At 63.8% G+C, this 12,812-nt stretch carries 13 protein-coding genes; 1 reads left to right on the forward strand and 12 read right to left on the reverse strand.

The features are described from left to right. Positions 1–11 precede the first annotated feature (11 nt). The 5 genes from EN861_RS21580 to EN861_RS21600 all read right to left on the reverse strand — a co-directional run bounded on the left by EN861_RS21580 (position 12) and on the right by EN861_RS21600 (position 5,571). Positions 12–818: a 4-pyridoxolactonase gene (locus tag EN861_RS21580; RefSeq protein WP_127275679.1), complete on the reverse strand. Its 807-nt coding sequence runs from the start codon at positions 816–818 to the stop codon at positions 12–14. 47 nt (positions 819–865) lie between these two features. Then, positions 866–1,801 (reverse strand): ABC transporter permease, encoded by a 936-nt coding sequence (locus EN861_RS21585; RefSeq protein WP_127275680.1) that lies wholly within the window; start codon positions 1,799–1,801, stop codon positions 866–868. A gap of 1 nt (position 1,802) precedes the next feature. Continuing rightward, complete coding sequence (locus EN861_RS21590) at positions 1,803–2,900, reverse strand: ABC transporter permease (protein ID WP_135865488.1); 1,098 nt, start codon at positions 2,898–2,900, stop codon at positions 1,803–1,805. After that, on the reverse strand, positions 2,897–4,465 hold the full coding sequence (locus tag EN861_RS21595) for an ABC transporter ATP-binding protein (protein WP_135865490.1): 1,569 nt from the start codon (positions 4,463–4,465) through the stop codon (positions 2,897–2,899). Before EN861_RS21595 ends, EN861_RS21590 begins: the two co-directional genes overlap by 4 nt. Before the next feature lie 77 nt (positions 4,466–4,542). Beyond that, the gene (locus tag EN861_RS21600) at positions 4,543–5,571 is read right to left on the reverse strand and encodes a BMP family protein (RefSeq protein ID WP_135865492.1); all 1,029 of its coding nucleotides are present in this window, start codon (positions 5,569–5,571) and stop codon (positions 4,543–4,545) included. A gap of 100 nt (positions 5,572–5,671) precedes the next feature. On the opposite strand from EN861_RS21600, the gene EN861_RS21605 reads away from it, so the two are divergent. Further along, positions 5,672–6,097 (forward strand): hypothetical protein, encoded by a 426-nt coding sequence (locus EN861_RS21605; protein ID WP_135865494.1) that lies wholly within the window; start codon positions 5,672–5,674, stop codon positions 6,095–6,097. 35 nt (positions 6,098–6,132) lie between these two features. Here the strand turns inward: EN861_RS21605 and EN861_RS21610 are convergent, their stop codons facing one another. The 7 genes from EN861_RS21610 to EN861_RS21640 all read right to left on the reverse strand — a co-directional run bounded on the left by EN861_RS21610 (position 6,133) and on the right by EN861_RS21640 (position 12,804). Then, positions 6,133–7,143, reverse strand: a complete 1,011-nt coding sequence (locus EN861_RS21610) for an ABC transporter substrate-binding protein (RefSeq protein ID WP_135865496.1) — start codon at positions 7,141–7,143, stop codon at positions 6,133–6,135. A 38-nt stretch (positions 7,144–7,181) separates the two neighbouring features. Beyond that, positions 7,182–7,997, reverse strand: coding sequence for an ABC transporter permease (locus tag EN861_RS21615; protein WP_127869828.1), 816 nt, complete (start codon positions 7,995–7,997; stop codon positions 7,182–7,184). Then, complete coding sequence (locus EN861_RS21620) at positions 7,994–8,824, reverse strand: ABC transporter ATP-binding protein (protein ID WP_135865500.1); 831 nt, start codon at positions 8,822–8,824, stop codon at positions 7,994–7,996. Before EN861_RS21620 ends, EN861_RS21615 begins: the two co-directional genes overlap by 4 nt. Positions 8,825–8,885: 61 nt before the next feature. Next, positions 8,886–9,815, reverse strand: coding sequence for a 5-formyl-3-hydroxy-2-methylpyridine 4-carboxylate 5-dehydrogenase (gene fhmpcd1 / locus EN861_RS21625; RefSeq protein WP_135865503.1), 930 nt, complete (start codon positions 9,813–9,815; stop codon positions 8,886–8,888). Next, positions 9,815–11,452 (reverse strand): choline dehydrogenase, encoded by a 1,638-nt coding sequence (locus EN861_RS21630; protein WP_127869831.1) that lies wholly within the window; start codon positions 11,450–11,452, stop codon positions 9,815–9,817. Before EN861_RS21630 ends, fhmpcd1 begins: the two co-directional genes overlap by 1 nt. A gap of 101 nt (positions 11,453–11,553) precedes the next feature. Then, entirely contained in the window at positions 11,554–12,309 is a 756-nt protein-coding gene (locus EN861_RS21635; RefSeq protein ID WP_245464240.1) for a class II aldolase/adducin family protein, read from the reverse strand. Between the two features lie 36 nt (positions 12,310–12,345). Continuing rightward, positions 12,346–12,804 (reverse strand): YbhB/YbcL family Raf kinase inhibitor-like protein, encoded by a 459-nt coding sequence (locus tag EN861_RS21640; RefSeq protein ID WP_127275690.1) that lies wholly within the window; start codon positions 12,802–12,804, stop codon positions 12,346–12,348. Positions 12,805–12,812 lie beyond the last annotated feature (8 nt).

A 12,812-nucleotide genomic window follows, 5' to 3' on the forward strand; every position in this document is an offset into this window, starting at 1 on the left:
ATTGGCGGCGGTCAGCCGTAGAACTGCGTGCCGGTTTTGTAGGTCTTGAAGTTGTCCATGTCGTGCGAGTACATCAGCTCGGCGCCGTGATCCTCGGCGAGCTTTTTCACCTTGCGCATCGAATTGACGCCCGCGACCGGGTCGATATGGAAGGCTGCCTGGCAAAGCGTTTCAAGGCTCTTCTGCGTATAGGCGGCGTCGATCGTGAACATGATCGGCTTGCGCTTGGGAAACTCGACCAGGAGGCTGTAATGACCGATCGAGTGCCCGGGGGTCGAGATCAGCTTGACGCCCTTGGCGAGGTCGACGTCACCGTCAATGCCCTCGAAGGTCGAGTTGGCGCGCGTCGTGCCCTCCAGCAACTGGGCGGTCGCGCCACGCGCTTCGGCCGCCTCGGCCGAGAAGCTCAAGTCGGAATAGCCGAGATGTTCGAAGGGCTGCGGATTGCAGGCCTGCGGGACCTCCGTGCGATGGCAGATCTTCTTGGCGTGCGGAAAATACTTGTTGCCGCCGCAATGGTCGAAATGGAAATGCGAGTTGACGACGACATCGATATCCCTGGGCTCCAGCCCGAGCAGCGCCAGCGCGCCGGGAATGGTCTGGTGCTTTTCCTGGATCGGCTTCTCGAAAGGCAGCACCTTCATGACGTGGTCATAGTCGTAGCCGGTGTCGATGAGGAAGCGGCCCTCGGCATGCTCGATCAGGATCGAGTAGACGGGGAAGCGCACTTCGCCGCCCGGGCCGCGATTCCAGAAGACATGATAGCCGTCGAGGACGAGCGAGCCGCCGTCGAGCAGGTAGACCTTGGTATCCGACATTGTTGCCTCCGTTTCCGGCGCGGCCCCATCCGCGCATCTGGTTTCTGTCAGCGCGCGCCGCGCTCGTATGGAATGCCGAGCGCCGCCGGCAGGCTGGCCCGCCGCCCGAACAGCACCAGCATGATCATCACCGCCAGGAAAGGCAGCATCTGGATGACGTCGGTCGGGATGTTGATGCCCGCCACCTGCATGGCCGTGGTCAGCGACAGGCAGACGCCGAACAAAAGCGCCCCGAAGAGCACCCAGATCGGACGCCCGCGCGCCAGCATGGCCAGCACGATGCCGAGAAAGCCCGCGCCATTGGTGATGAACGGAATGAACAGGCCCGCCCCGACATTGGCGAGATAGGCGCCGCCGAGCCCGGCCAGCGCGCCGGTCGTCAGCACGGCGATGGTTCGGGTCCTGATGACGTCGATGCCGGCAACGTCGAGCGCGGCCGGCTTGTCGCCGGCGGCCTGCAGATTGAGGCCGAGCTGCGTGCGCCGGTAGAGGTAGCCCATGCCGAACACAAGGGCGACCGCCAGATAGACGATCAGATGATGCTTGAAGAAGGCCGGGCCGATGATCGGAATGTCCGACAGCAGCGGAATGACGGTTGCGTCCGCCGCCGGCAGGCGGGGATAACTGCGCGAGAACTGGAAATGGTGAAGCAGCGCCGTCAGACCTTCGAGACCAAGCGTCAGCGCGATGCCGATGACGATCTGGTTCAGCCCGATGCGCACGCAAAGCAGCGCCATGATCAGCGCCACCGCAATGCCGCCGGCCGCACCCGTGAGGAAGCCCAGCCACAGCGATCCCGAATAGAAGGCGCCGACGAAGCCGAGATAGGCGCCGGCCAGCATCATGCCTTCGATGCCGATGTTGAGCACGCCGGCCTTTTCCGACATCTGTTCGCCGAGGCCGGCAAGCAACAACGGGATGGCCGCCGTGACGGCGCCAAACAGCAACGCGCTGAGAAAGACTTCGCTGAACAGCCCGGTCATGTCAGGCCTTTCTCGACTGGTGATAGCGGTGGTCGACATACTCGGCGAGAGCGAGCACGATCAGCACGATGGAGACCAGCACCAGCGTGAAATGATTGGGCACGCCAAGTCGCCGCGCCGCGCTCTCGCCGCCGATCGACAGCACCGAAAGCAGGAACACGAAGCCTATCGCGGCAAAGCCGTTCATGCGGGCGAGAAACACGGCCGGAATGACCGCCAGCCCATAGGCGGGGTTCCAGTCGGCGCGGACATTGCCCTGCACGCCGATGATGTCGACAGCGCCGGCAAGACCCGCGAGTCCGGCCGAAATGGCAAAGACCGCAATGGTGAGCCCGGGCACGCCCAGCCCCGCATGAACCGCGGCGCGCGGGTTGGCGCCGACGATCCGCAATTTCAGCCCGAATGCCGTGCGCGTCATCACCAGATGCACGATGATGATTGCCGCCAGGCCGAGCAGCAGGCCACTGGTGATCGTGGTTTCAAACAGGCGCGGCAGCCGGTCTTCCACCGGCAGCGTGCGGGTCTGTGGCACGGTCGTGCCTGGATCGCGAAACACCAGCTTGACCAGCACATTGGCGAGCGACGTGCCGAGGAACGTCATCATCAGCGTGGTGATGATCTCGTTGACGCCCTGATAGGCGCGCAGCAGCGCCGGCACCAGCGACCAGATGATGGCCACCAGCATGGCGATCAGGAACGAACAGAAGAGCGCCAGCCAGGCGGGCAATATCTGCACCAGCACCGGAGCGCTTGCGGCCGCGGTGACCGCGCCGAGCAGGAACTGGCCGTCGCCGCCCAGATTCCACATGCCGGCGCGAAAGGCCACGATCAGGCCGGCGGCGAGAAACAGCAGCGGCGCCATGCGCGTCAGCGTCTGCTGGATGCCGAGCGGCGAGAACAGGCCCTTTTCCAGCACATAGCCATAGTAGGCGAGCGGGTCGACGCCCACGGCAAGCAGGATGCAGCCGGCGATGACGAGAGCGGCAAGGATCGGCCCAATCGTCATCAGCAGCCGATGCAGAATGTCACGGCGCGTGGCCGCCCCGCTCGTGGCATCGAGTGCGGTGGCGCTGGCGGCGGGTGCGGTGTCGATGCTCATGCGGCAAGTCCGATCATCAGGCGGCCGACCCTGGTGCGGGCGTCGTTGGCATTGGCGACGGTGCCGACCAGCGCGCCATTGGCGATCACCGCGATACGGTCGCACATGCTGAGCAGTTCCTCGAGGTCGGTGGAGATCAGGAGTACGGCGAGGCCGCGTGCCGCCGTGTCGCGGATGCGCTGGCGCGAGGCCAGCGTGTTGGCGAGATCGAGCCCGTAGGTCGGCTTGTTGAAGATCACCACCTTCGCGCCCTCGGCCAGTTCGCGCGCCAGTAGCACCTTCTGGATGTTGCCCCCCGAAAGCCGCGCCACCGGCGTCTTCAGGCTTGGCGTGCGCACATCGTATTCGCGCACGAGCTCGGCGGCGCGCTTGTCGATCTCGGCGCGCTGCTCGACGCCGCCGCGCCAGAAGGGCGCCGCGCCGACCTGCTTGAGGAAGAAATTGATGGAGACCGGGAACGTGCCGACAGTGCCCTCGCCCAGCCGGTCGTCGGTCAGGTAGCGAAGACCGCGCTGGCGGCGTTCGCCGACACTCAGGGTCTCGATGGAGACGCCCTCCAGCCGTACCGAACCACCGGTCGCCACACGCTGGCCGGCCAAGGCCTCCGCCAGCTGCTTCTGGCCGTTGCCGTCGATGCCGGCGATGCCGAGTATCTCGCCCGGACGGATGTCGAAGGAGATCGACGACAGGCCGGGCGCGTTGTCGGTCGGCGCGACCGTGAGATCCGCGACCTGAAGCAGCGGCGCGGCTTGCGCATCGACCGCGCGGGCCGGGCGTTCGATCGCTTCGGGATCATCCTTCTGCTTGCCGAACATCAACTCCACGATCTCGGAAATGATCTCCTGTTCGCCAAGCGCGCGAAACCGCTCGGGTGGTATTTCGCCGACCTTGCGGCCGAGCTTCAACACCGAGATGCGGTCGCCAAAGGCGGCCGCTTCCTTGAGCTTGTGGGTGATGAAGACGATCGCCAATCCTTGCTCGACGAGGCGGCGCATCAGTGCGCCAAGTTCCTCGATGCCCGTCGGTGTCAGCATCGAGGTGGATTCGTCGAGGATCAGCAGGCGGCTGTTGCGCACCATGGCGCGCAGGATCTCGACCTGCTGCTGCTCGCCGAGCGAGAGTTCCGAAACCCTGGCATGCAATTTCACCGTGATGCCGAGGCTGCGGGTGATCTCGGCCACGCGGGCCTCGAGCTCCTCGGTCCTGGGACGCTGCCACCACGGCCCGCCAAGAAGCAGGTTCTCGGCGACCGTCAGGGTGGGTACCAGCATCATGTGCTGGAACACCGTGCCAATGCCGAGCGCCAGCGCATGGCGCGGCGATGTGATCGGCGTCGGCTTGCCGTCGACAAGGATGCGCCCCTCGTCCGGCTGCTGCAGGCCCGACAGCATGCCGATCAAGGTGGATTTTCCCGCGCCGTTCTCGCCGAGCAGCACATGCACCTCGCCAGGGCGGATCGACAGGTCGATGCCGTCATTGGCGACAATGCCGGGAAAGCGTTTGGTCACGCCTTCAAGCGCAACGATGTCGCTGATATCGACGGGCGATGAAGAAAGACTGCTCATGAAAGCCCAGCACCAGAAAACGGGAATGGTCCGGAGGAGCGAACCGATCGCCCCTCCGGCAGCCGACTTTGATCGCCTTACTGGGCGACGCTTGTCATCAGCGCCCTGACGGCGGCCGCGTCATAGACCGGCTCGACCTTGATCTTGCCGGAAATGACGTCCTCGCGCAGCGCCTGGATTTCGCCCCAGACCTTGTCCGGGATGGCGGCGGTCTTCAGCAGCTGCACCGAGTTGTCCTTGAGTTCGATCGAATAGTGCTTGGTACCGAACGTGTCGGCCTTCAGGTCGGCGATCATCGCCGCGTAGACCGGTTCGATGTTCCACACCACCGACGACAGCAGGAAGCCCTTGTCGATCGGCGACTTGTCGCCGATGACGTCGATGAAATAGACCTTGCCGCCATCGGCGGCCTTGGTCGTCTCGACCGCCTGCAGCATGCCGAAGCTGGAGCCGTTGCCCTGGCCGAAGATGATGTCGGCGCCCGAGGCGATAACGCTTTCGGTGACGCGCTTGCCGCCTGCGGCGTCACTGTAGGCGGCCGGCCCGATCACCGCATAGGTGATCTTGACGTCCGGGTTCTCCGCCTTCACGCCCTGCGCGAACGCCGCCGACTGCGAGTTCCACGATGGCGGTTCGCCGGAGACGACGATGCCGACCGACTTCGAGCGCGACATCTTGGCGGCGAGACGGCCGGCCAGATAAGCGCCCTGGTGACCGCTCAGCGTGTAGTCGGCGACGAGGCCCTTCTCCAGGCCGTTCGGCGTGTCGACGATCGCCACCGGAACCTTCAGTTCCTTGGCGATCTCGGGCGCCGAGGTGTTGTAGCCGCTGGCATGCGCGATCAGCAGGCTGGCGCCGTCGGACGCGAGCTCGCGAAGCGTCGGACGGACATCTCCATAGCCGAGGCCTTGGGCCACGACCACCTCGACGCCGGCGGCCTTGCCGGCTGCCTTGGCGGCGTCGATGCCCTGCTGGTTCCAGCCATAATCCGTGCCCTCTTCGGGCGTCAGGATGGCGATCGACTTGACTTCGCCGGCAAGCGCGCCGCCCATCAAGACACCGCACAATATAAATGCACTTACACTGCTCTTAAGGATCTTAAACATATTACCCTCTCTGTTTGATTTTCCAATCAATATTCTTGTTGTTATTGCGCCGAAGCGAGATAGACTGCCTGAGAAAACTACCCCATGGAGCTCAGGCAAAGTGAAAATCCGTTATGCCCTTCCCGTGATTTTGGCGTTCACATCGCTCGCCAACGCGGTTGAGTTGCACCATGTGATTGTCCGCAAGGGCACCGACGGGCTCGACATGGTGCCGTTGACGATTTCGAATGCGGGCACGGAAGGCGTGTCCTGCAACGCCGACTTTGCCCACTGGTATTCGGAGGGGATCGCCACGATCGAGCCGGGCAAGAGCGCTCGCATCGAACTCTGGTTCGACCCCAAGACCGGCACCTTCACCATTCTCAACGACAAGCGCGAGAACCTGCCGGTCGAGCGGCTGTGGTGCGGCCTGTCTGGCCGCGCATACGCCACCCGCGCGCAGATCACGCTCGACCGGACCGACGCCGCCAAGGGCGCGCGCGCGGTGTCCTGCAGCATGCTGCAGGACGGCCTGGCGTGCCGGTAGGCGCTCATTGATGCGTCCGCCCGGAACATCGTGCCTTATTCCTTCGCCAGGAACTTGTCGGTGAAGACGTCGTCGGCCGACAGCGCCGCCTTGAGTACGCCCTGGTCGGTGAGCGTCTTCAGGGTTTCCTCCCACTGCGTCTTCGTCATCCAGCCGAGGCCATGGTCCTTGGTGTCGGGGCTGGTGAAGGTCGAGGCGATGTCGGCGTTGATTTGCGCCAGCAGCACATCCTTCTTGTCCGCATAGCCCGGAGCAGCCTTTGCCGTGATCTCGGCAGCTTCTTCCGGATGGGCGACGACATAGTCGAAGGCTTCCCTGTAAGCCTTGACGAAGCGGGCGGCGACGTCGGGCTTGTCCTTGATCATCGCCTCCGAGGTGAACAGGCCAGAGCCATAAGCCTTCCAGCGATGGTCGGCGCCCATCATGATGCTGAGCGAACCCGGACCGCCCGCCTTGGCCTCCAGTTCGGGCACCTCGGCGTCGACATAGCCGACCACCGTCTGCACCCGGCCCAGAAGCAGATAGCTCTCATAGGGCGGCGAGACGCTGTTCAGCGTCATGTCCTTTTCGGTCAGGCCATTGGCCGCCAGGAAGCCCTTGAAGAAGATGTATGTCGAGCCCGCCGGATGGATGCCGATGGTCAGGCCCTTGAGATCAGCCGGCTTGGCGAGCTTCACCGTCTTTGCGAGCGACATGATCGCCAGCGGCGAGTGCTGGTTGACGGCGGCCACCGCCACCACCGGAACGTTCTGCGAGCGCGCGACGGCAAGCGTGGGGAGATCGCCGAAACCGAAATCCGCGTTCCCGTTGCCCACCAGCCGCATGGCATCCGGCGAACCCGAACCCTTGCGGATTTCGGCGACGTCGATGTCGTTCTTGGCGAAGAAGCCTTTTTCCTTGCCGACGAAGAACATGGCGTGGTTGCCACGAACGACCCAGTCGAGCTGGACAGTGACCTTGTCCGCCGCCAGCGCCGCGTTCGAGAAGCCAAGCGCCCCGGCAAATGCCGCAAGCGTGGCTACCTTGATAAGTGAGTGTCTCAGCATTTTTGTTCCCTTTTATTGTCGGTGGTTGATCGAGAGGCCTAGGCCTGGCTGAATTTGGGTGCCCACGGCACCACGATGCGTTCGAGGATTTCGGCCGCGTAGTAGAAGGCGATGCCGAGCACGGAGACGAGCAGCAGCGCCGCGAAGACCAGCGCGGTGTCGAGCTGGGTCGAGGCGAACTGGATGACGTAGCCCAACCCGTCCGAGGCGCCGGCGAATTCGCCGACGATGGCGCCGATCACGCTTAGCGTGGCCGCGATCTTGGTTCCCGCCATCAGGTTCGGCAGCGAATGCGGGACGCGGATCCTGAACAGGATCTGCGTCGGGCTGGCGCCGACCGAATTCATCAGCGACAGCAGCGAGCGATCGACCGATTGCATGCCGGCCAGCATCGACAATGTCACCGGGAAGAAGGCGATGACCAGGATCAGGCCGATCTTGGGCGCGAGCCCGTAGCCGAACCAGAGGATGAAGATCGGCGCCAGCGCCACCTTGGGCACGTTCTGGAACAGCACCACCAGCGGGTAGAGCGCTCGCCCCAGCCAGTCGAAGCGCACGATGACCAGCGCAATGGCGACGCCGACCACGACGGAGACAAGGAACCCGAACAGGATCTCGCCCGCGGTCACCAGGGTCGCCTGCATCAGCGTTTCCCATTGCGCGACCAGCGATTGCGCGATCTCGGACGGGGCGGGAATGATGAAGGCGGAGATGGCGAAGGTCCGCACCACGGCTTCCCAAACGATGATCGTCGCCAGCAGAAGTATGACCGCTGGGAGCCAGCTGCCGGTCGCGGCCGCCCAGTTCGAGGCAAGCCGCGAGTCGGAGAGATTGGGGATGGGTTGATCGCTCATGACGCGCCTCCCGGTTGATGGCTGGCGCGCAGCATGGTGCGCAGTTGAACCACCAGCCTGACGAACTCCGGATCTTCCGTCACCGACAGATCGCGTGGATAGGGCAGGCCAATGTCGAGGCTCTCGGTGATCCGGCCGGGCTTGATCCCCAGCACGTGGACATGGCGCGACAAATGAATGGCCTCGTCGATGGAGTGCGTGACGAGAACGATGGTCTTGCCGGTGCGCTGCCAGATCTCCAGCAGCGACTGGCCCATCGAATCGCGGGTAATGGCGTCGAGCGCGCCGAACGGCTCGTCCATCAGCAGCACCGCCGGATCGAGCGCCAGGGCCCGCGCGATGGCGACGCGCTGGCGCATGCCGCCCGACAATTCGTTTGGACGCTTGTGGGCGGAATCGCCCAAGCCAACCAGCTCAAGCATCTCCTGTCCGCGTGCCCGCAGCTCCGCGCGCGACAGCGACTTGTCGGCGATGCCGAGCAGCATGGATGCGTTGTCGACGGCATTCTTCCACGGCAGCAGGTTGGCGTCCTGGAAGACGAGGCCGATCATGCGCTTGCGCGCCGCCTCGACTGGCGAAAGCCCGGCGATCGAAACGCTGCCGCTTGTCGGATTTACCAGCCCGGCCAGAACCTTGAGCAAGGTACTCTTGCCGCAACCGGAAGGACCGATGAGAGAAACAAACGATCCCTTCGGCACCGAAAGATCGATGTTCTGCAGAACCAGTTGCCTGGCCATGACCACCGAAACGCCCTTGGCGGAGATCAGGTCGTCGTGACGGATATGGGCCGGCCGGCCGCCGGCTGCCCGAATGGTCTCAACACGCATGGTTTGATCCTCCATGCGGCGCCAAAATCCGACCGGCCTTGTGAGCACGATGTGTCATTGGCTACTCCCGGCCTTCCAGGATGCGCCGCACCGCGACGAGTTTGCGCGCCCGCTCCCCTTGCAGCGCCTTTATCTGCTCAGGCGTATAGGAGAACATGCCCTCCCCCGACTTGATGCCGAGCTTCGACGCATTCGTCTTTTCCAGCACCATCGGCGCGACGTCGTCGCGATTGGAGAGATCGGCGTTGAGGAAAGACGAGACGGACTTGTAGATATCGAGGCCCGCCATATCGAGCAGCGCCATCGGCCCGATCACGGCGATCTTGTAACCGATGCCCCAGGACACGCAGGTGTCGAGATCTTCCGGCTCGATGACACCGCGCTCGACGAGGTCGACCGCCTCGCGCAGCAGCGCATAGAGCACGCGGTTCTCGACGAAGCCCGGAACGTCCTTCTTGACCACCACCGGCAACAGGCCGATCGAGCGGATCAGGTCGCGGATAACAGTCACGGTCCGCGGCGCGGTCTTCTCGCCTGCGATCATCTCGATCATCGGAATGATGTGCGGCGGGTTCGACCAGTGCATGCCCACCATCCGCTCCGGATGCGAGATATGCGCCTGCAGCTTGGTGATCGGGATGCCCGACGTGTCGGACGCGACGATCGTGTCCGACGCGATCAGGCTGTCGATCGTGCGATAGACATCGGCCTTGATCGAGATATTTTCAGGAACGTTCTCGATGACGAGGTCGGCGCCCGATACCGCGTCCGCGATATCATCCGTGAAGCGGACCGTTCCGGCGCCGGCCGGAGGCACCGCGATACCCAGGGAATCCAGAACGGTCTCGGCGACGCCCAGCATGGCCCCCGCGCGCTCGATCGCCGCCGGGGCAACATCGTAGGCGACGACCTGCAGGCCGCCCCTGGCAAGCCGGGCGGCCATGCCTGGCCCCATCGTACCCAGACCGATGATGGCGATACGTTGGATCATCACGCTGCCCTGCTTTCCGTTGCTGCTTTTGATGCCGCGATGAGGTCGGCGGCTTTCTCGGCAATCATGATCACCGCCGCATTGATGTTTCCGCAGACCAGGTCGGGCATGACGGACGCGTCCACCACCCTAAGGCCGTCGACGCCGCGAAGGCGCAATTGCGGGTCGACGACCGAGGCCGTATCGGCCCCCATGCGGCATGTCCCGGCCGGATGATGCACGGTGATGGAGGTCTTGCGGATATGCTCGTCGATCTCCTCGTCGCTCTGGCATTTGGGACCGGGAAAGAACTCCGCCTCGATGAAGGGCTGCATGGAGGGCTGCGCCGCGAGATCCCTCGCCACCCGGAAACCGGCCCGAAGGGACTCCCAGTCTTTCGGCGAAGCGAGGAAATTCTGATGGATCAGCGGCGCCGCGAGAGGATCGGCCGAGGGCAGTTTCACCGCCCCCCGGCTTTCAGGCTGCGTCGCCACGATCCGCGTGGCGAAACCGTCCGGAAATGGCGCCTTGAACGGCTTGAGGTATGGCCACGCGGCAAGCGGAGCCGCCGTGAACAGCAGTTGCACATCGGGTAACGGCCGTTCCGGACCGCTTTTCAGGAAGGCGACAACGCCGCCGGGGACATCGCCCGAGAAACCCCGACCCGTGAAGTAGGTCTTGGCGAAATCGAACCCGATCCGATCGGCACGCATGTTGCGAAGGAAAGGGCCGCCCGGAGCCCGGCGTCGGTACATGAGGATGACCGAGACGTGATCCTGCAGGTTCTTGCCGACCGCCGGCAGGTCGACCCGCGTCTGGATACCGTGCGCCGCCAGTTCCTCCGGCGCCCCGATGCCGGACAGCATCAGGAGTTGCGGCGTGTTGATGACGCCGCCCGAGAGCAGGACTTCCTTGCGGGCGACGACCGTCCGTTCGCCGCCGCCGTGGTTCATCACCACCCCGGTGGCGCGCGTGCCCTGCAGGATGATCTTCGTCGCCGTCGCTCCGGTCAGGACGGTCAGGTTGGGCCGCTTCAGGGCCGGCCGCAGATAGGCGGACGCGGTCGAGCTGCGCCGGCCTTTCGAAATCGTCATCTGCAGGCGGCCGAACCCTTCCTGCCGCTCACCATTGTAGTCGTCCGTCTGCGGATAACCCGCCTCGACGCTGGCTTGCGCAAAGGCGTCGATCAGCGGGTCCTTGTAGCGGCAGAACTGGGTGCTGACTGGACCATTGCCACCACGAAAACGGTTGCCGCCCCCTTCCCAGCTTTCCTGCTTCTGGAAATACGGCAGGACTTTATCGTACGACCAGTCTTGGAGCCCGCTGGCCGCCCAACGGTCGTAGTCGCCGCGATTGCCCCGCACATAGGCCATGGCGTTGGTCGACGACGACCCGCCGATCACCTTGCCGCGCGCGCACTCGACCCTGCGGCCTCCGACATTGTCTTCCGGCTCGCAGAAATACATCCAGTCATGGCGGCGCTCCGTCAGGATCTTACCCCAGCCAAGCGGTATGTGGATCATGGGGTCGCGATCCCAGCCGCCGGCCTCCAGCAACAGCACCGAACATCCGGGGTCGGCGCTCAGCCGGTTGGCGAGCACGCAACCGGCCGATCCGGCCCCAACGATGATGTAGTCGTAACTTTCCGCATGCGGCATGGTTTTGTTGCTTTCGCCTGACGCTCGGGCGCCAGAGAATTATCGAGATCGAGACCGGAGAGCTTGGCTCGGACCAAGCTCTTCCAGGCCATGTTCAAGGATCAGGCAAGGCCCACTTGCCTGAGACGCTGCGACCAGTGATTCCATCCTCGATCGATCTGGGCACCGACGAGTTTTCCTGCGGTCTTTATCTCGCCCGGCGACAGATATTTGACATTGCCGATCCGCAGGCCGGCCGTGAGCGCTGCCGCTTCCTGTTCGAGATAGAAGGCGCGGAAGACGACCTCCCGCACTGAGTTGCCGACATTGACGACGCCATGCCGCGCCATGAGGACCACGGTCTGGTTGCCGAGACTTTCGGCGATATCCGCGCAGACCCCGGGGCTGCCGCCGAAGAGATCCGTCTCGTCGCCATTCTTGTCGCGAATCTCGTAGACCGGGACCGACTCGCCGATGAATGCGCCCATGTGGGTGACCGGCCGAAGCGGCGTATCGACGAAGCAGTACGGCAGGACAGCCGGAGAATGGGTGTGGAGCACACACTGAACGTCGGGCCGCGCCTTATAGATCTCGCTGTGGATGTAGCGCTCAAGATAGGAGGGTCTGTTATCCGACGTCTCGCCGTCGAGATTGAAACGCTGGATGTCGTCGACGGTAATCAGGCTCGGAGCAAGCTTCTGGGCCAGGAAGAAGCTTTCGGGATCCTCCGGGTCACGGGCGCTGATGTGCCCGAACGTATCCATAATGCCTTCGTTCAGAAGGATCTTCGTCGCTGTGACCAGCTCTTCGAAGACCTTCTGGTGCACGGGGCCGTTGTCTCTCATTTCCAATTCTCCCATTGCGGTGACAGCGACCATTCTTGTTGTTGTTATCGGTCGCCGGCGCCGCGGATTTCACTTGTTTTCGTAGATGCCGACGATCCGATTCTGCTCGATGATGTTGCCGGCATATTTCTGCAGGAACTCCTCCCTGGTGGGTGTCCCTTCGACGTGGGTGTCCAAGGCATAGACCCAGAAGTAGTAGTGATGTTCGCCATGGCCAGCGGGCGGCTGAGGCCCGTAATACTGCTTGCCGCCGGCGCCGTTGGGGCCGACGCGGAATTTTTCCTGCGCGTCCGAAAGATCGGTGGTCGACGGATCGATGCCGTAGACGACCCAGTGCGTGAAGCCGTTGGGCAACGGCGCGTCGGGATCATGGCAGATGACCGCGAGTTCCTTCGCGCCTGCCGGCACGCCGCTGACCGTAAGCCTGGGCAACACATTGCCTTTGTCGCCGGCATGCTCGTCGCGCAATTTTCCGAGCGGCTTGAAATCAGCCGATGTGATCTTGAGGTCCTTGATGTTCAGGGGCATGGAATTCG

The organism is Mesorhizobium sp. M8A.F.Ca.ET.218.01.1.1 (assembly GCF_004791165.1).
Taxonomy (GTDB): domain Bacteria; phylum Pseudomonadota; class Alphaproteobacteria; order Rhizobiales; family Rhizobiaceae; genus Mesorhizobium.